Raw genomic sequence first — 18,415 nt, forward strand, 5'->3', positions numbered from 1 at the left:
GGGCGTGCGGGTCATGGGAGCCATTGTGCCGCGCCGGTACGGCCTGTCCGGGCGGCGTCCACTGTGCGGACCACGTAGCCGGTCGTAGGCTGGCAGGCATGTCGACCCATGCCAAGCGTGAACGACTTCTCCTCGCCGATCTGTTGGAGGCCGAGGGCCCGGACGCCCCGACCCTGTGCGAGGGCTGGAACACCCGAGATCTGGCCGCCCACGTGGTGGTGCGCGAGCGCCGCCCGGACGCCGCGGGCGGCACTCTGATCAAGCAGCTCGCGCCCCGCCTCGACCGGGTGATGGCGGAGTTCGCCGAGAAGCCGTACGAGGAGCTGATCCAGCTGATCCGTACCGGTCCGCCGCGCTTCTCGCCCTTCTCGCTCAAACAGATCGACGAGGCGGCGAACATCGTCGAGTTCTACGTCCACACCGAGGACGTACGCCGTGCGCAGCCCGACTGGACGCCGCGCGAGCTCGACCCCGTCTTCCAGGACGCCCTCTGGTCGCGTCTGGAACGGACGGCCCGCCTCGTGGGCCGCGGCGTCCCGACCGGCCTGGTGCTGCGCCGCCCGGACGGCCAGACGGCGGTCGCCCACCGGGGCACACCGGTCGTGACGGCGACCGGCGAGCCCTCCGAGCTGCTGATGTTCACGTATGGCCGGCAGAACGCGGCCGACGTCGAGCTGGAGGGCGACAAGGACGCGATCGCGAAGCTGCACGAGACGAAGCAGCTGGGGATCTAGCGCCGCATCAACTGTCAGCAGCGGCGCGTCTGGTACGGCGCGGGCCGGACGCGCCGTATTTCACCGGTGCGGGTGTCCGCCGGCCGGCGTCGGCTGGACAGGTGTTGCCGAGGCGGCACGGAGCGTTCCGCTGGGGGCGCGGTTCGAAGCTGCGGGTTCGTCGTGGCTGGTCGCGCAGTTCCCCGCGCCCCTTATGGGGCGCCATACCGCACCGGACTTGACCAAGGCCGCTCAACCCGGGAGTTCGGCGCGGCGCAAGGGGCGGGCGCACAGGCCGTAGATGCCGCCCAGGCCGCAGAGCGTGGCGCTGGCGGTGAAGACGGGGGCCGTGCCCCAGAGGCCGATCGCGGCGCCGGTCAGCGGGAAGGTGAGCGGGGCCAGGCCGAGGCTGAAGAGGGTCGAGACGGAGGTCACCCGGCCGAGGTACGCCGGGTCGGACTCGGTCTGGATCAGCGCCCCGCACAGGGCACCGCTGAGCCCGGCGAGCAGGCCGATGACGAGGGCCACGGCGACGGCGGCGGCGACCGTCGGAACGTACGCGAGCCCGCCGATCGCGACCGCACCGAGTGCGATCGTCACCGACAGGACGAGCCCCGCGCGCGGCATTCGCCCCCGCACGGTCAGCAGCATGGCTGCCGCTCCCGCCCCGACGCCGAAGCCCGCCAGCACCCAGCCCATCCCGGGGGCACCCCAGCCGCGCTCGTCCGCGAGCAGGGTCAGGCCGACGTTCAGGGGCCCGACGAAGCCCAGCTCACTGAGAGCGATGACGAGGATGAGCCGGGCGAGGACAGGGTGACGGCGGATGTGGCGGAGACCCGCGCGGAGTTCCCCGCGCGGGGAACGGTTGGCGGACGTCTCGCGGACGGGCACGGCACGGGCGGCAGGCATCTCCTCGGCGGGCTTGTCCCAGGCGCCACGCCCCGCCCGTTTTCCTTCCGTGGCCGGTCGCCCCATGCGTACGGCCATCACCAGTGGCAGTGACGCCGCGAACAGCAGCGCCGCCACTCCGAAGGCCGCCGCCGCACCCCCGAGTGCGACGCCCAGGCCGCCCAGCGGCGCCCCCACGACGTTGGCGAGGCGGCTTGCCATGCCGCGCATGCCCTGGACTCGGGCGAGTTGGCCGCGTGCGGTGATACGGGCCGGGAGGGCGCCCAGGGCGGGCATGAGCACGGCGTCGAGCGTGCCGAAGACGACCGCGAGCAGGGCCAGCAGCCACAGCCCCGGGCTGCTCACCAGCAGGAGCGTGGCGACCGCGAGGACGGCCGCGCAGCGTGCGGAGTCGGAGACGATCAGGACGCGGCGCGGCCCGAAGCGGTCGGCGAGCACTCCCCCGCCCAGCATCAGCAGGGCACGCGGCGCGGCGCTCACGGCCATCACCAGGCCGGCCTGGGAGGGGGTTCCGGTCTGTACGGCCGCCCAGGACAGGGCGATGTAGTAGACGTTGTCCCCGATCGCCGACGAGGCGTACGCGCCCAGCCAGCGCAGGACGTTGGGGTCGCGGTGGGCGGGGCGCTCCGGCGCGAGCGGCCGGGATATCGCGGTGGGGGCGGTCACGGCGGTGGCCTCTCTCGGGCGGGAGGTGGACCCTCTCGGGCGGGCGGTGGCCTCTTTCGGGCGAACGCGAACGCGAAAGCGGACGCGGACTGACGCGGACGCGAATGCGGAACGGCACCCGACTCTCAAGTCCGGAATGGAAACCCGTACACATGCAGCGCGACGTTCTCGCGCCCCGCCGTGACACCGGCCGCTTCGTCGGCGCGGCCCTTCTCGTCGTACTTGTTGATGACGGCGAGCAACTCCTCGGTGAGCCGGGAGAGTTCGTCAGCCGTCAGCCGCAGCGTCGACTCGGAGTCCGAGACGGCGCGGTTCCACTCGGGCCCCCAGGCATGGCGTTCGTCGAGGTAGCGCCGGTACATCTCATTGCGCTGCTCGAAGAAGAGCCGACTGGCCGCGGAGTGGGCCGCGGCCTTCTCCGGCGCGTCGCGGAAGTCCTCGTCACGGATGCTCACCCCGTCCGAGGCGGGCTGCCACCAGCGTTCCCGGCCGTCCCCGCTCTGCGGTTCGGCCTCCTCGATCAGCCCGTGCTCCGCGAGCTTGCGCAGGTGGTAACTGACCAGCGAGACCGCCTCGTCGGCCTGCTCCGCCAGCTGCGAGGCGGTGGCGACCCGGGCCACGGTCAGGCTTCGGTAGAGCTTCATGCGCAGCGGGTGGGCGAACGCCTTGAGCGTGCCCAGATCCGTGATCCGACGGTTCTCCTTGTCTGCCATGACCTCACGGTAGATACGAAGGAAAAGTTGCGCAACTTATATTGCGCAACTTTTCCTTCGCATCTCTTCGTATTCCTTCGTATCTCCTGGGTCTCAGCCGGGATCCGCCAGCCGCCCGACCGCCTTCACGGTGACCCTGATCGACCGGCGCCCGCCGTAGCTGAGAGGCACCTCGCGGATGCGGACGACGGACACGTCGTCGGGGTCCGCGCCCCTCTCGACCGCCCGCTCGACGGCGGTGGCGCGCGCCTCCTGGAGGGCTTCCCGGCGTCCCGAACCGGCCGGGACGACGGTCTCGTGCTCGCCGCCGACGAGGGCGATGGCCGCGCCGACCGCGTTGGCGACATCCGCGTGGCGGGGCCGTTCGACGGTATGCCCACCGACCGTGTCGGGGATCAGGCCTGCCGCGCCGCCGACGGCGATGACCGGCTGGTCGCGGCGGCCGTGCGAGACGAGGCTCACGGCATGGGAGAACTCGGTGTCGAAGTCCTCCACCGCCGTCTTGAGCCGGGCGGCCACCCCGCCGTCCCGGTGGTCGGCGATGCGGTCGCGGTCCCCGAGGGCGATCCGTCCGGCGAAGACACCCGCGTCACTGAGCGTGGGCGTGTCGCCGCCGAACACCAGGGCACGCGTGGTGATCGCCCGGTCGACGGAGTCGGGTCCGACGCGGGTGTCGTGGACGACGGTGCCACCTCCGTACGCGATGGACAGCACGTCGGGCATGGACAGGTTCGTCTGTACGCCGCCGATGACGCACCCGGCGGCGCTCTCCCGCGCGAAGCCGTCGACCAGGACGCCCAGGTCGGTCGTGGTACCCCCGACGTCGGCGACGATGGCATCGCTCCGGCCGGTCAGCAGCGCGGCGCCGCGCAGCGAGTTCGACGGTCCGGAGCCGATGGTGAGCACGGGGAAGCGGTCGGCGTGGGCCGCCTCCATGAGCGTGCCGTCGTTCTGCGCGAAGTAGGTGGCGGCGTCGAGGCCGTGGTCGGCGACGACCCGGGAGAGGGCCGCCGTGACCACCGCGATCGCGGGGCCGAGCGCCGCGTTGAGGACCGTCGAGTTCTCCCGTGCCAACAGGCCCAGGGCGCCGATCTGATGGCCCATCGAGACGCGCACTCCAGTGCCGAGTTCGGCCTGTACGAGCTCGGCGACGCGCAGTTCGTGTTCAGGGTGCACGGGCCCGAACACCGAGGTCACGGCGATCGCCTCGGCTCGTCCCGCGACCTCCCCCAGGAAACGCTTGACGGCCTCGATGTCCAGCGGGGCCACCGGGTGCCCGTCGATCAGATGACCGCCGTCGACCCCGGCGACACCGGCCACGACCTTCCCGTACAGGTCGGACGGCCAGGCGGCGAGCGGCGGGACCGCGTCGGCGACCGGTCCGGCGATACGCAGGACGCCGACCCGGGCGAGGCCCTGGCGCTCGGCGACGGCGTTGGTGGCGTGGGTCGTGCCGAGCATGACGGCGCGTACGTCCCGGGACCGCTCCCCCAGTTCCGCCAGGACCGCTTCGAGCGCGGCGCGCATGCCGCCGGTGACGTCGTCCGTGGTCGGGCGCTTGGCGCGGGCGACGAGCCGGTCGCGTGCGTCGAGCGCCACGGCGTCGGTGTTGGTGCCGCCCACGTCGATGCCGATCCGCAGCCGGGAAGAGGGGTTGCGGGTCGACGAGGAGTTGTGGGTCGACGAGGGGTGGCAGGTCATCGGCGGCCCTCTTCCATCAGCAGGCCGGTCCACTCCACCGGCATGTAGTGGTGCTCGTATCCGAAGGCCGCCGGGCCCGCGACCTCCAGGCCGCGCGGGGTGCGCCACAGCGGGTCGCACGGCCAGGCGAGCACCGTGACCCGCTGGCCGAAGCGCAGGGACTCGGTGGCGATCGGGATGCCCGTCTGCGTGTCGCACACCGTGATCAGGTCGGGAACGCTCGCGAGGACCGCGCTGTCCTCCCACGCCACCAGGTTCTCGTTCTGCAGCTCGATGCGCAGATGCCGCCCGTGGTCGGCGCCACGCCCGGAGACGGTCACGCTCCCGCGGACGAACCCCTCGTCGGTGTCCCGGTCCACGTCCTCGAGCACGCCGGTCACAAGACGCCGGGCGCCGAGGGCGGCGACCAGAGCCTCCATGGGTTCATCGGCGGTTCGCAGCACCCGGCCCACCTCCAGGGCCCGGGACACCGACCCGTGGACCACCGCGTCCCGGTCGGCGGGCGTCAGCAAGTGGTCGGCCATGAGCGCCGACGAGCCCGAGGCGACGCACAGAGCCCGCCCCCAGCGCTCGGCCCACACCGCGTCGACCGGCCGCAGCGAGGCCGTGTTGCCGAGCGCGTCGACGAGGACGACGACCTCGGGTTTCAGGCCCGCGACGTGCATGGACACCATCTGCAGCTCGGGAAAGGCACGTCCCATCCCGTCCGCGTCCAGCAGGGGCAGCCCGAGCCGGGCCGCCCAGCCGACCGGTGCCACGCCGTTCGCGCCGCCGATCTCCGCGGCCATCACGGCGACGACCCGCCGCCCGGTCAGCCGCTCGACCTCGGCCCGGGCCGCCTCCGCCTCCCGGCCGCTGCCCGGCATCTCCAGGGCGACGGTGGGCGCGCCGATCATCGACAGCGGGAGGATCAGTCCGTGCGCCGGCAGATCTGTCATCGGTACGAGGGGGACGTCGCCGTACGTCTTCAGGGCCACGGAAGCGGCCAACAGCTCACCGGAGACGTCGCCGCCGCCACCGGTGCCGTAGACGGCGCAGCCGAGTGCCAGGTCGTCGAGGTCGTCGGCGGTCAGGACCATCGGCTCAGCCACGGCCGGCCTCCTGAGGACGGGCGGGCCGCTCGCTCCAGCGCCACAGCGCGGCGTACACCGCCACGGTGAGCGCGGGCCCGACCACGAAGCTCACGTCGCTGCCCGCCAGCGCCTCGGACAGCGGCCCCTGGAAGTCGGAGGTGTTCACGCACAGCACGGAGACGGCCGTACCCGTCGCGAGCGCGGCCACGCCCGCGACGTTGAACCCGCCGCGGTACCAGAAGCGGCTGGTCCGCGTCTCGTCGTGCAGGGCGACACCGTCGTAGCGGTTGCGGCGCAGCACGATGTCGGCGACGTACAGGGCCATGGAGGGAGCGAGCACGACCACGGTCATCTCGAGGAGCCGGCTGAGTGTGTCGGTGAAGTCGTGGACGAACAGGGCGTACGAGGCGATCGCCATGCTGAGCGCGGCGTCGAGGAACACCGAGCGCGCCCGGCTCACGCGCAGCCCCATCGACTGGAGGCACAGGCCGGAGGAGTAGGCGGTGAGGATGTTGTTCGTGATCGAGCTGAACACGATGACGAACAGGAACACCGGATAGAACCAGCCGGGCACGATGTCCGCGAGGTTGCCCTGCGGATCGCCCATGTCGATGCGGGTGCCGGCGAGGACACCGAGGACGCCGAGCACCACGGCGGGCAGGAAAGCGCCCAGCGCCGTGTGGGCGAGAACCCGGGGCAGCGACACCGTGCGGGGCAGATAGCGCGCGTAGTCGGCGCCGTTGGCCCAGGACAGCGGCACGGCGGCGATGATCGCGACGCCGATCGAGAGCGTGGCCCACAGGTCCGCGCCGTGCAGGGGGGCCTCCGGTACGTAGCCGGTGTCGGCCTCCCGCAGCACGAACACCGCGAGCAGCACCATCACGGTGGCGAGCACGGCGGTGAAGTACGGGCTGAGCCGCACGATCGTCGCATGGCCGAAGATGCTGACGGCGAAGGTCACCGCGGCGGTGAAGAGCAGCACGATCACCTTGACCGGACCGGAGACGGTCAGCCCGGCGTGGTCGGCCAGCGCGAATCCGGCGAGCGCCCCGAGGGCGAGGTTGACGGCTTCGTACGCGATCGCGACGAGCCAGCCGATGCCCGCGCTGAAGGGCCGGTTTCCGCGCACGCCGTACATCGCGCGGGTGACGACGACGCTCGGGGTGCCGGACGGCGGACCGCTGATGGCGAGCGTGCCCACGCCGACCCAGTACAGGTTGCCCACGACGAGTACCAGCACGGACTGCCAGAGGGTCAGCCCGAGCAGCAGGACGACGCCGCCGAGGACGAAGTAGAGGTACGTGATGTTCGCGGCGAACCACACCCAGAACAGCTCGCGCGGACGCCCGTGGCGCTCGGCGTCGGGTATGTGGTCGATGCCGCGCACCTCGACGCGGCCGGGCAGGTCACCGCCCGAGCCGCCCGGCCCGCCCGGCCCGCCCGGCCCGCCGGAGCCGTCCGGGCCGGGCGGGCCCGCCGACGCGGGTGTCAGTACCGGCTGAGGGTCCATGGGTGCCACCGCCCAGAAGTTGTCTACCACGATCTTATTGGCCATGAGGCCAACAGAAACGGACGGCAGGAGTCGACCACGGGGGGCACGAACCGGTCAAGAACTATTGGCCTGGAAGCCAATAAAAGTAACCTGGAGTTTGCACGGGCCGTACCGGCTGACGTAGGAAGAGCCCCATGAGCGCACCGCAGCCCACCGCCAGGAGCCGGCGTCTGGCCCCCGCCGAGCGGCGACAGGAGATCATCGAGGCAGCCGCGGCGGTCGCACTGGAGGAGGGGCTCGCGGCCGTGACGTACCGCAGTGTCGCCGCCCGGCTCGGCTGTGCACCCGGCCTGGTCCACCACTACTTCGACGCCGTGGAGGCGCTGGAGGCGGAGGCGTTCACCCACGCCGTCACCACCGACTTCGAGCGCACGTTCCAGGAGGTCGAGGAACTCGGCGACGCGGTGGAAGGACTGCGTCACATGCTGCGCGTCTGGGTCTCGGAGAGCCCGGAGCCGCACAAGACGGTGTGGCTCGACGCCTGGTACATGGCGGCCCGCAAGCCGAGGGTCCACGCGGCCGTGGACCACACCATGCGCGTCACCCACGGCCGTCTGGCCACGGTCCTGGAGCGGGGCGTAAGCGAGGGACGCTTCACCCCGCACGACCCGGACGCCCTGGCCTGGCAGTTGCTCACGGCCCTCGACGGCGTCATCGTCCACTCCTCGATCGGCGTGAACCTGGGCATCGTGGACGTCCGCCGCACCATCGCCCACTTCACCGAAACCGCGCTGGGCCTCGAACGGGACGCTTTGGCCTCGGCGTTCGACGACTGACAGTCCCAGCGAACCGGGTGCCGACTGACGACCGACGTCCTAGCGAACCGGGTGTCCCGCTCCCCGCAACGTCTCCTTCACCTGGCCGATCCGCAGATCCCCGAAGTGGAAGACGGACGCGGCGAGCACGGCGTCCGCGCCCGCGGCGACGGCCGGCGGGAAGTCGGCCAGCTTGCCCGCGCCACCGGAGGCGATGACGGGGACGGTCACGTGCTTGCGTACCGCCGCGATCATCTCCAGGTCGTAGCCGTCCTTCGTCCCGTCCGCGTCCATCGAGTTGAGCAGGATCTCACCCGCGCCCAACTCGGCGGCCCGGTGCGCCCATTCGACGGCGTCGATGCCGGTGCCGCGCCTGCCGCCGTGGGTCGTCACCTCGAAGGACCCGCTCTCGGTCCGCCGCGCGTCGACCGACAGGACGAGCACCTGCCGTCCGAACCGCTCCGCGATCTCACGGATGAGGTCGGGCCGGGCGATGGCGGCCGTGTTCACGCCCACCTTGTCCGCGCCCGCCCGCAGCAGCTTGTCGACGTCCTCGGTGGTACGGACCCCACCGCCGACCGTCAGCGGAATGAACACCTGCTCCGCCGTGCGCCGCACCACGTCGTACGTCGTCTCGCGGTTGCCCGACGACGCGGTGATGTCCAGGAACGTCAGCTCGTCGGCGCCCTCGGCGTCGTACACCTTGGCCATCTCGACGGGGTCGCCCGCGTCGCGCAGGTTCTGGAAGTTGACGCCCTTGACGACCCGGCCGTTGTCGACGTCCAGGCAGGGGATGACTCGGACCGCCAGGGTCATGAATTCACGGCTCCTCACCAGCAAAAAATGCGCTTCTAGCCTCTGAAGGCTTCCAGTTCCACCTCGACCAGGATGCGCGAATCGACGAAGCCGTCCACGATCAGCAGGGTCGAGACCGGGCGCACGGAGTCGAAGAACTCCTTGTGGGCCCGGCCCACCTCGTCCACGTCCCGCGCGTGGGTGAGGTACATCCGCGTACGGAGCACGGACTCGGCGTCGAGCCCGAACTCGCCGATCGCGTCCAGGGCGTTGGCGAAGGCCACCTTCGCCTGCTCGTACGGGTCGCCCTCCCCGTACAGCACGTCGCCCTTGAAGGATGTCGTGCCCGCCACCAGGACGCGGTCGCCCGCCGCGACGGCGCGTGCGAAACCGAAGGACTCCTCCCAGGGGCTTCCGCTCTGCACGCGCCGCACGGCATCGCTCATGACGCCACAGCCTCCAGGGCCTCTTCCAGGGTGAACGCCTTCGCGTACAGGGCCTTCCCGACGATGGAGCCCTCGACACCGAGGGGTACGAGCTCGGCGATGGCCCGCAGGTCGTCCAGGGAGGACACCCCGCCGGACGCCACCACCGGGCGGTCCGTCGCCGCGCAGACGCTCTTCAGCAGCTCCAGGTTCGGGCCCTGCAGCGTGCCGTCCTTCGCGATGTCCGTCACGACGTACCGCGCGCAGCCCTCCTTGTTGAGGCGCTCCAGCGTCTCGTACAGGTCACCGCCGTCGCGGGTCCAGCCGCGCCCGCGCAGCGTCGTACCGCGTACGTCGAGACCGACCGCGATCTTGTCGCCGTGCTCGGCGATGACCTTGGCGACCCACTCGGGGGTCTCCAGGGCGGCCGTGCCGAGGTTCACGCGCGTGCAGCCCGTGGCCAGGGCGGCGGCCAGCGAGGCGTCGTCCCGGATACCGCCCGACAGCTCCACCTTGATGTCCATCGCCTTTGTGACCTCGGCGATCAGCCCACGGTTGTCGCCCGTGCCGAACGCGGCGTCCAGGTCGACGAGATGCAGCCACTCGGCGCCCGCCCGCTGCCAGGCGAGAGCGGCCTCCAGAGGAGAGCCGTACGAGGTCTCCGTACCGGACTCGCCGTGCACCAGGCGCACCGCCTGGCCGTCACGGACGTCGACGGCGGGGAGGAGTTCGAGCTTCCCAGAGGGATTCCCAGAGGGATTCGACGTCATCAGAGGGTTCCGATCCAGTTCTTCAGCAGCTGCGCTCCGGCGTCGCCGGACTTCTCGGGGTGGAACTGCGTCGCCCACAGCACGCCGTTCTCGACGGCCGCCACGAAGGGCTTGCCGTGTGTCGACCAGGTCACCACGGGTGCCCGCATCGCCGCGTTCGCGGTCTCCATGGTCCAGTCGTGGACGGCGTACGAGTGGACGAAGTAGAACCGGGCGTCGGGGTCCAGGCCCGCGAACAGCTCCGAACCGGCCGGGGCCTCCACGGTGTTCCAGCCCATGTGCGGCACGATGTCGGCCTGGAGCGGCTCGACCGAGCCGGGCCACTCGTCCAGGCCCTCGGTCTCCACACCGTGCTCGATGCCGCGCGCGAAGAGGATCTGCATGCCGACGCAGATGCCCATCACGGGACGGCCGCCGGCCAGGCGCCGCTCCACGATCCAGTCGCCGCGCGCCTCCTTCAGCCCGTGCATGCAGGAGGCGAAGGCACCGACACCGGGCACCAGCAGCCCGTCCGCGTTCATGGCCTTGTCGTAGTCGCGTGTTATCTCGACTTCGGCACCCGCGCGCGCGAGAGCACGTTCGGCGGACCGTACGTTGCCGAAGCCGTAGTCAAAGACGACCACTTGTTTGGTGGGGGCGCTCAATTCCACACCTCCAGCCGGAGGATTCCCGCCGCGAGACACATCGCGGCACCGATGGAGAGCAGCACGATGAGGCTCTTCGGCATCTGCTGCTTGACGAAGGAGTAGACGCCGCCGAGCAGGAAGAGCCCGACGACGATCAGTACGGTGGACAGTCCGCTCATGGCTTTACAGCGCGCCCTTCGTGGACGGAAGGATGCCGGCGGCCCGCGGGTCGCGCTCGCTCGCGTACCGCAGCGCCCGGGCGAGCGCCTTGAACTGGCACTCCACGATGTGGTGCGCGTTGCGCCCGTACGGCACGTGCACGTGCAGCGCGATCTGCGCCTGGGCGACGAAGGACTCCAGGATGTGCCGGGTCATCGTCGTGTCGTACTCGCCGATCATCGGCGCCATCTTCTCGGGCTCGGTGTGCACGAGGTACGGGCGGCCGGAGAGGTCGACGGTCACCTGGGCGAGCGATTCGTCCAGCGGGACCGTGCAGTTGCCGAACCGGTAGATCCCCACCTTGTCGCCGAGCGCCTGCTTGAAGGCCGCGCCCAGCGCCAGAGCCGTGTCCTCGATGGTGTGGTGCGAGTCGATGTGCAGATCGCCCTCGGTCTTCACGGTCAGGTCGAACAGGCCGTGGCGGCCGAGCTGGTCGAGCATGTGGTCGTAGAAGCCGACCCCGGTCGACACGTCGACTTTTCCGCTGCCGTCGAGGTCGATCTCGACGACGACCGAGGTCTCCTTGGTGTTCCGTTCAGCTCTTCCAACACGCCCCTCGCGAGTCATGCGCTCTGCTCCTTCTTGAGTTCGCGTACCGCATCGAGGAACGCGTCATTCTCTTCGGGGGTACCGGCGGAGACCCGCAGCCACCCCGGTACGCCGTTGTCCCGGACCAGGACGCCCCGGTCGAGGATCTTCTGCCAGGCCTCGTGGGATCCCGCGCTGCCGTCGAACCGCCCGAACTGCACGAAGTTGGCGTCCGATTCGGTCACTTCGTAGCCGATCGCGCGCAGCTCGCCGACCAGCCGGTCCCGCTCGGCCTTCAGCCGCTCGACGTACTTCAGCAGCGTCTCGGTGTGCTCCAGGGCGGCAAGGGCGGTCGCCTGCGTGACGGCCGACAGGTGGTACGGCAGCCGTACGAGCTGGACGGCGTCCACGACCGCCGGGTGCGCGGCGAGATAGCCGAGGCGAAGTCCCGCCGCCCCGAAGGCCTTGGACATGGTCCGCGAGACGACCAGGTTCGGCCGGCCTTCGAGCAGCGGCAGCAGCGAGTCGCCGTGGCTGAACTCGATGTACGCCTCGTCCACGACCACCATCGACGGCTTCGACGCCTGCGCGGCCTCGTACAGCGCGATGACCGTCTCGGGCGGAACCGCGTTGCCCGTGGGGTTGTTGGGGGTGGTGATGAAGACGACGTCCGGCCGGTGCTCGGCGATCGCCTGCTCGGCGGCGGCGAGGTCGATCGTGAAGTCGTCGTTCCGGGGCCCGGAGATCCAGCCGGTGCTTGTGCCGCGCGCGATCAGGCCGTGCATCGAGTACGAGGGCTCGAAGCCGATCGCCGTACGGCCGGGTCCGCCGAAGGTCTGCAGCAGCTGCTGGATGACCTCGTTCGAGCCGTTGGCCGCCCACACGTTCTCGACGCCGACCGCGTACATGCCGGTGTCCGTCAGGTACTTGGCCAGCTCGGTGCGCAGCTCCACCGCGTCCCGGTCGGGGTAGCGGTTCAGGTTCCGGGCCGCCTCGCGCACCCGCTCGGCGATCCGCTCGACGAGCGGCTCGGGCAGCGGGTACGGGTTCTCGTTGGTGTTCAGGCGTACGGGGACGTCGAGCTGGGGCGCGCCGTAGGGGGACTTGCCGCGCAGTTCGTCGCGTACGGGAAGATCGTCAATGCCGGTCACTCGCTCGGCACCTTCCAGTCGAAGCGTGCCTTGACCGCGGCACCGTGCGCGGGCAGATCCTCGGCCTCGGCGAGCGTCACCACATGGCGGGCCACCTCCGCGAGGGCCTCGCGCGTGTAGTCGACGATGTGGATGCCGCGCAGGAAGGACTGGACGCTGAGCCCCGAGGAGTGGCAGGCGCAGCCGCCGGTCGGCAGGACGTGGTTGGAGCCCGCCGCGTAGTCGCCCAGCGACACGGGCGCCCAGGGACCGACGAAGATCGCGCCGGCGTTCCGTACCCGGTCGGCGACTTCGGGAGCGTCGGCCGTCTGGATCTCCAGGTGCTCCGCGCCGTAAGCGTTGACGACCCGCAGGCCCTCGTCCACGCCGTCGACCAGGACGATCGCGGACTGCCTGCCCGCCAGGGCCGGGGTGATCCGGTCCTCGATGTGCTTGGTGGCCGCGACCTGCGGCTCCAGCTCCTTCTCGACCGCGTCGGCCAGCGCGACGGAGTCCGTGACGAGGACGGCCGCCGCGAGCGGGTCGTGCTCGGCCTGGCTGATCAGGTCGGCGGCGACGTGCCCCGGGTCGGCGGTCTCGTCCGCGAGGATCGCGATCTCGGTCGGGCCGGCCTCGGAGTCGATGCCGATCTTGCCGGTGAAGTAGCGCTTGGCGGCGACGACCCAGATGTTGCCGGGTCCGGTGACCATGTTGGCGGGCGGGCAGGACTCGGTGCCGTACGCGAACATCGCGACGGCCGTGGCGCCACCGGCGGCGTACACCTCGTCGATGCCGAGCAGTGCGCAGGCGGCCAGGATCGTGGGGTGCGGCAGGCCGCCGAACTCCGACTGTGCGGGGGACGCGAGCGCGATCGACTCGACGCCCGCCTCCTGCGCCGGGACCACGTTCATGATCACGGAGGACGGGTAGACGGACCGGCCGCCGGGCGCGTACAGCCCGACCCGCTCGACCGGCACCCACTTCTCGGTGACCGTGCCGCCGGGCACGACCTGGGTGGTGTGCGTGGTGCGGCGCTGCTCGCGGTGGACGATGCGGGCGCGGCGGATCGACTCCTCCAGGGCGGCACGCACGGCCGGGTCGAGCTCTTCGAGGGCGCGGTCGAGGGCCGAGGCGGGCACCCGCACCTGGTCCAGCCGTACGCCGTCGAATTTCTCCGCGTAGTCGATCAGCGCCGCGTCGCCCCGATGATGTACGGCCTCGCAGATCGGACGCACCTTCTCCAGGGCGGCCGAGACGTCGAAGTCGGCTCGGGGCAGCAGGTCGCGCAGGGCCGAGCCCTCGGGGAGGGCATCGCCGCGCAGATCGATTCGAGAGATCACAAAGCCAATTCTCTCAGACGGCGATCGGGCGCCGGACGGCTGTATCAATCGCTGATACGACGTCCACCACGACGTCCACCACGACGTCCACCCCAGAAGATCACCTTCACTGTGAGTGTTCGGCCGTCACTCAGCGGGCATGACATGAACGACTGTACGAAACCCGCGAGTAGCTCGGGAGGGAGGAAGAGCCGTGGCCGAGGGTGCCGGCATCCGGAACGGGATCAGGGACGGGATCAGGGTCGGGGATCCGCCGGACGATCTGACCGCCGCCGAGACGGGCATGTGGCAGGCGTTCCGCGACGGCAGCATGTACGACCTGCGCACCGGGGACACAACCGTGGACGATCCGCACGGCGGCCGTCCGTGGGGTCCTGAGCGGAGTGTGCGGGCGCGTGTCGTGGCCATGCTGCTGCTGAACGGGCCACCCGCGCTGGACGGGCGCGTCTCCTCCCTGAAACTGACCGGCATCCGGATCACCGGCGTACTCGATCTGGCGGGCGGCACGATCGTCCCGTACGTCGAGATGAAGGGCTGCCGGTTCGAGAAGGAGATCCTGCTGCCGGAGGCCCGGTTCACGACCGTGCGCCTGATCGGCTGCTCGGTACCGCGTCTTGAGGCGGCCCGGCTGCACACCGAGGGCGATCTGCATCTGGCGCGCTGCCGCTTCCACAACGGCGTACGCCTCACCGACGCGCACATAGGCACGGACCTGCTGCTCAACCAGGCCGTGGTCCACCGGGACCGGCACGGCCGCTCGATCACCGCGGACGGGATGACCGTCGGCCAGGACCTTCAGGCCGAGATGCTGGAGTCCGACGGCGAGCTGAGCCTGCGCGGCGCCACGGTCGGCGTCTCGCTCAGCCTGCGCGGCAGCCGGCTGAAGAACCCGTCCGACCGGCTGGCGCTGAACGCCCCGCAGCTGACCGTCGAGCGCACGCTCTACATGACGCCCGCGGGCGTCGGCAATCCGCTGCAGACCAGCGGCAGGACACCGGCGCGCGGCACGCGGGTGCAGCGGTTCGAGTGCGAGGGCGGGATCCGCCTTGACGACGGGCGGTTCGGGGACGCGGTGGACTTCGAGCAGGCCCGCTTCACTCTCAGGGACGACCAGGAGATATCGATGCGCCGCGTCCAGGTTCCCGAGCTGCGCTTCCTCGGGGAGCGGCCGCGGCGCGGACGGGTCGTGCTGTCCGGCGCCCGGGTCGTCAACCTCATGGACACGGCGACGAGTTGGCCGGGCGCGGGCCAGTTGCAGATGGGCGGTTTCCAGTACGAGAACCTGGTGCCGCGCGGCGCGTTCCCGCTGGCCCGGCGCCTGGAGTGGGTGGCCGCGGCGACACCGGAGTACAGCCCGGAGCCGTACGAGCGGCTGGCGTCCGTGCTGCGCAACAGCGGCGAGGACGAGGACGCCCGCGAGGTGCTGCTCGCCAAGCAGCGCCACCGCCGCGAGTTCCTGCCGCCCGCGGCCAAGCTCTGGGGGTACGCGCAGGACTGGACGGTCGCCTACGGGTACCGGCCGGGACGGGCCGCCGTCTGGATGGCGGTCCTGTGGGCGGCGACCTCGCTCGCCTTCCGCCATGCCGACCACCCGCCGATCAAGACCGGCGAACATCCCCCGTGGAACGCCTCCCTGTTCGCCCTCGACCTCCTCCTCCCGGTCATCGACCTCGGCCAGGTGGGCTACTGGCAACTGCGCGGCGGCTGGCAGTGGCTGGCCGCGGTGGTGATCCTGCTCGGCTGGATCCTGGCGACGACGGTGGCGGCGGGCGCGACACGGCTGCTGAGCCGGGGCTGAACCGTAATCTGGACGCGCACAACCATGGCTGCATTTTGACCGTCTTCTCACCGCAACCATGAATTGAGCAACCACGACGGCGAGTACCCGGTACGCGAGAGCGGCCCCGGTTCAGGCGCAAAGGGGGCAACTGTGGCAGTGCTACGCGCGTTCATCCGTACCGTCCGCATGGCACGGAACACCACACGCCTCGCCGCCGGTCTGCCCGGCGACGACGAGGTGCTGCTCGACGCCCCGGACGAGCGGCTCGCACCGGCACTGGTCGCCGCGGGCCGGGGCGAGTACGAGCCTGCGGCCAAGCTGCTCGCCACCACCCGGGAGGCCGCCGAGTGGGAGAACCGCGACCGGTACACGACGCGCCTCGCCGCCTTCGCGCGCTCCCGGCCGGAGTGGTTCGCGCTGTGGCGGTACGCCGCCCCGCACGACCCGGACGCCCTGCTGGTGAAGGCCGAGCTGGCGGTGTGCCGGGGCTGGGAGTCGCCGGCCCGTGCCGAACTGCTGCGCCAGGTCGCTCCGTTGATCAGCACGGCCGCCGAGGGCGATCCGCGCGACCCGGTGCCGTGGCGGATCGCGCTGGACCACGCCCGCGGCACGAACGCGCCGCACACCGAGTTCGAGGAGCTGTGGGGCGAGGCCGTACGCCGCTCCCCGCACCACTACGGCTGCCATGTGTCCGCCCTCCAGTACCTGTCCGCCGCCTGGTACGGCTCGCACCGCGAGTGCTTCGACTTCGCCGAGCGGGCCGCGCAGGACGCGCTGCCGAGCTCCCTGGTCCAGGCGCTGCCGGTGCGCGCGGCCTTCGCGTATCTGACCGGGGACGGCGGGGGCACGGTGCCGCGCGAGCGCCTGGACGCGGCGGCCGACCTCGCGATCGCCCTGTCGGGGGAGTACGCCGCCGCCGACCCGTGGCCCGCGCAGGTCCGCAACCTGCTCACGTACGTGCTCGTCCGGCTCGAACGCTGGGAGGACGCGCTGGAACAGCTGCGCCGGACCGGGCCGTACGCCACCTCGTTCCCCTGGGACCGGATCTCGGACGACCCGCTCGGGCAGTTCCTCGAACTGCGGGACGGCGTACGGCTCGAAGTGGCCGCGCGCACGCCGCTCAGGCTGCGGAGCGCGGACGCCGTGCATCCACGGAGTGAGCGCGCCGGACGCGCCGACTCCGGCGACCACTAGGCTTTTGCGTCGTGACCACCGTCCGGCTCCCACTCTTCCCTCTGAACACGGTGCTGTTCCCGGGCCTCGTGCTGCCCCTCAACGTCTTCGAGGAGCGCTATCGCGCCATGATGCGTGAGCTGCTGAAGACGCCCGAGGACGAACCGCGCCGGTTCGCCGTCGTCGCCATCCGCGACGGCCACGAGGTCGCGCAGAGCGCGCCGGGCCTGCCGGACCAGACCGCCGTACCGGAGCGCGGGCCCGCGGCCGGCTTCGGCGACGACCCGGCGAAGGCCTTCCACGAGGTGGGCTGCATCGCGGACACGGCGACCATCCGGGAGCGGGCCGACGGCAGCTTCGAGGTGCTGGCCACCGGGACGACGCGCGTACGACTGGTCTCGGTGGACGCCTCCGGTGCGTTTCTGACGGCCGATCTTGAAGTGTTGGAGGAGGACCCGGGCGACGAGGCGGGGGCGCTGGCCGAAGGGGTGCTGCGGGCCTTCCGGCAGTACCAGAAGCGACTGGCCGGGGCGCGTGAGCGGTCCCTGTCGACCGGGGGCGAACTACCGGACGAGCCGTCCGTCGTCTCGTACCTCGTCGCGGCCGCGGCGATGCTGGACGTCCCGGCGAAGCAGCGTCTGCTCCAGGCCCCGGACACGGCGTCGCGCCTGCGCGAGGAGCTGAAACTCCTTCGCGCGGAGACCGCGATCATCCGTAACCTGCCGTCACTGCCCGCGACGGAGCTGACGCGCGGGCCGACGAGTCTCAACTGAGTTCGGTCAACTGACATAGGTCAACTGACGTAAGGCTTGGATCCGTTGGCGAAGAAGTCGAAGAAGCAGCAGCAGCAGTCCGGCGGTACGCCCGCGACGGTGGCCCTGACGGCGGCGGGCGTCTCGTACACGGTGCACGCGTACGAGCACGACCCCTCCCACCCGTCGTACGGAGAGGAGGCCGCCGAGGCGATGAACGTGTCCCCCGACCGGGTCTTCAAGACCCTGGTCGCGGACGTGGACGGCGAACTGACCGTGGCCGTGGTCCCCGTGGCGGGCTCGCTCGACTTGAAGGCCCTGGCCGCGGCGGTGGGCGGCAAACGCGCCACGATGGCCGACCCGGCGGCCGCGGAACGCACCACGGGCTACGTCCGCGGCGGCATCTCCCCCCTGGGCCAACGCAAGAAGCTCCGCACCGTGCTCGACTCCTCGGCCTCGGCCCACCCCACGATCTGCGTCTCGGCAGGCCGCCGCGGCCTGGAAGTCGAACTGTCCCCGAACGACCTGGCCAAGCTCACGGAAGCGGTCTCGGCACCGGTAGCCCGCGCGTGACCTCTGGACGGATGCCTCACCCTGGGTTAAACACCCAGGACATGTCGAAAAAAACACGCAAACGCAGGTGGCGCACCAAAAAGGGCCGCTCGAACCATGGGCACAGGCCCGCGTAGGGTTTTTCAGCCCGTCCGGCATTTAAATTGAGCCCGTCCGGCGTTTGAGGACGAGGCCGCAAGGCCGATACGGGGTCTGGGGCGGAGCCCCAGGGATGGGACGGGT

At 71.1% G+C, this 18,415-nt stretch carries 19 protein-coding genes; 6 read left to right on the plus strand and 13 right to left on the minus strand.

Annotation, left to right across the window (positions count from 1 at the left end; translation table 11 throughout):
- The first annotated feature begins 98 nt into the window (after positions 1-98).
- On the plus strand, positions 99-734 hold the full coding sequence (locus G5C60_RS26525) for a TIGR03085 family metal-binding protein (RefSeq protein ID WP_165263436.1): 636 nt from the start codon (positions 99-101) through the stop codon (positions 732-734).
- Between the two features lie 231 nt (positions 735-965).
- On the opposite strand, the gene G5C60_RS26530 is transcribed toward G5C60_RS26525, so the two are convergent.
- The 5 genes from G5C60_RS26530 to G5C60_RS26550 form a co-directional block, all read right to left on the minus strand.
- Positions 966-2,288: an MFS transporter gene (locus G5C60_RS26530; RefSeq protein WP_338145929.1), complete on the minus strand. Its 1,323-nt coding sequence runs from the start codon at positions 2,286-2,288 to the stop codon at positions 966-968.
- Positions 2,289-2,413: 125 nt separating this feature from the next.
- Complete coding sequence (locus tag G5C60_RS26535; protein WP_165263437.1) at positions 2,414-3,001, minus strand: ArsR/SmtB family transcription factor; 588 nt, start codon at positions 2,999-3,001, stop codon at positions 2,414-2,416.
- A gap of 93 nt (positions 3,002-3,094) precedes the next feature.
- The gene (locus G5C60_RS26540; protein WP_165263438.1) at positions 3,095-4,702 is read right to left on the minus strand and encodes a hydantoinase/oxoprolinase N-terminal domain-containing protein; all 1,608 of its coding nucleotides are present in this window, start codon (positions 4,700-4,702) and stop codon (positions 3,095-3,097) included.
- Complete coding sequence (locus G5C60_RS26545) at positions 4,699-5,793, minus strand: S-methyl thiohydantoin desulfurase domain-containing protein (RefSeq protein WP_206440025.1); 1,095 nt, start codon at positions 5,791-5,793, stop codon at positions 4,699-4,701. The genes G5C60_RS26540 and G5C60_RS26545 overlap by 4 nt, the downstream gene beginning before the upstream one ends.
- Entirely contained in the window at positions 5,786-7,330 is a 1,545-nt protein-coding gene (locus G5C60_RS26550) for a purine-cytosine permease family protein (protein WP_165263439.1), read from the minus strand. Before G5C60_RS26550 ends, G5C60_RS26545 begins: the two co-directional genes overlap by 8 nt.
- A 131-nt stretch (positions 7,331-7,461) precedes the next feature.
- Here G5C60_RS26550 and G5C60_RS26555 point away from each other — a divergent pair, with 131 nt between their 5' ends.
- Positions 7,462-8,103, plus strand: a complete 642-nt coding sequence (locus G5C60_RS26555; RefSeq protein WP_165263440.1) for a TetR/AcrR family transcriptional regulator — start codon at positions 7,462-7,464, stop codon at positions 8,101-8,103.
- Positions 8,104-8,142: 39 nt separating this feature from the next.
- On the opposite strand, the gene hisF is transcribed toward G5C60_RS26555, so the two are convergent.
- From hisF to hisD, 8 genes are read right to left on the minus strand one after another with little or no spacing between them, the layout of a single operon-like run.
- On the minus strand, positions 8,143-8,898 hold the full coding sequence (gene hisF / locus G5C60_RS26560) for an imidazole glycerol phosphate synthase subunit HisF (RefSeq protein WP_073936537.1): 756 nt from the start codon (positions 8,896-8,898) through the stop codon (positions 8,143-8,145).
- A gap of 35 nt (positions 8,899-8,933) precedes the next feature.
- On the minus strand, positions 8,934-9,323 hold the full coding sequence (locus G5C60_RS26565; protein ID WP_165263441.1) for a RidA family protein: 390 nt from the start codon (positions 9,321-9,323) through the stop codon (positions 8,934-8,936).
- A complete protein-coding gene (gene priA, locus G5C60_RS26570) occupies positions 9,320-10,072 on the minus strand; it encodes a bifunctional 1-(5-phosphoribosyl)-5-((5-phosphoribosylamino)methylideneamino)imidazole-4-carboxamide isomerase/phosphoribosylanthranilate isomerase PriA (protein ID WP_165263442.1) in 753 nt (250 codons plus the stop codon). Before priA ends, G5C60_RS26565 begins: the two co-directional genes overlap by 4 nt.
- Positions 10,072-10,722: an imidazole glycerol phosphate synthase subunit HisH gene (gene hisH / locus G5C60_RS26575; RefSeq protein ID WP_165263443.1), complete on the minus strand. Its 651-nt coding sequence runs from the start codon at positions 10,720-10,722 to the stop codon at positions 10,072-10,074. The genes priA and hisH overlap by 1 nt, the downstream gene beginning before the upstream one ends.
- Positions 10,713-10,877 (minus strand): hypothetical protein, encoded by a 165-nt coding sequence (locus G5C60_RS26580; RefSeq protein WP_165263444.1) that lies wholly within the window; start codon positions 10,875-10,877, stop codon positions 10,713-10,715. Before G5C60_RS26580 ends, hisH begins: the two co-directional genes overlap by 10 nt.
- A gap of 4 nt (positions 10,878-10,881) precedes the next feature.
- Positions 10,882-11,484 (minus strand): imidazoleglycerol-phosphate dehydratase HisB, encoded by a 603-nt coding sequence (hisB, locus tag G5C60_RS26585; protein ID WP_165263445.1) that lies wholly within the window; start codon positions 11,482-11,484, stop codon positions 10,882-10,884.
- A complete protein-coding gene (locus G5C60_RS26590) occupies positions 11,481-12,596 on the minus strand; it encodes a histidinol-phosphate transaminase (protein WP_165263446.1) in 1,116 nt (371 codons plus the stop codon). Before G5C60_RS26590 ends, hisB begins: the two co-directional genes overlap by 4 nt.
- Complete coding sequence (gene hisD, locus G5C60_RS26595; protein WP_165263447.1) at positions 12,593-13,915, minus strand: histidinol dehydrogenase; 1,323 nt, start codon at positions 13,913-13,915, stop codon at positions 12,593-12,595. The genes G5C60_RS26590 and hisD overlap by 4 nt, the downstream gene beginning before the upstream one ends.
- A 193-nt stretch (positions 13,916-14,108) precedes the next feature.
- On the opposite strand from hisD, the gene G5C60_RS26600 reads away from it, so the two are divergent.
- The 4 genes from G5C60_RS26600 (at position 14,109) to ybaK (ending at position 18,193) form a co-directional block, all read left to right on the plus strand.
- Positions 14,109-15,713, plus strand: a complete 1,605-nt coding sequence (locus G5C60_RS26600) for an oxidoreductase (protein ID WP_420907414.1) — start codon at positions 14,109-14,111, stop codon at positions 15,711-15,713.
- 132 nt (positions 15,714-15,845) lie between these two features.
- Complete coding sequence (locus tag G5C60_RS26605) at positions 15,846-16,889, plus strand: hypothetical protein (protein WP_338145930.1); 1,044 nt, start codon at positions 15,846-15,848, stop codon at positions 16,887-16,889.
- A gap of 11 nt (positions 16,890-16,900) precedes the next feature.
- Positions 16,901-17,641, plus strand: a complete 741-nt coding sequence (locus G5C60_RS26610) for an LON peptidase substrate-binding domain-containing protein (RefSeq protein WP_165263448.1) — start codon at positions 16,901-16,903, stop codon at positions 17,639-17,641.
- A 45-nt stretch (positions 17,642-17,686) separates the two neighbouring features.
- The gene (gene ybaK, locus G5C60_RS26615; protein WP_165263449.1) at positions 17,687-18,193 is read left to right on the plus strand and encodes a Cys-tRNA(Pro) deacylase; all 507 of its coding nucleotides are present in this window, start codon (positions 17,687-17,689) and stop codon (positions 18,191-18,193) included.
- Positions 18,194-18,415: the final 222 nt, after the last annotated feature.

The sequence above is a fragment of the Streptomyces scabichelini genome (genome assembly GCF_011045015.1).
GTDB lineage: Bacteria > Actinomycetota > Actinomycetes > Streptomycetales > Streptomycetaceae > Streptomyces > Streptomyces scabichelini.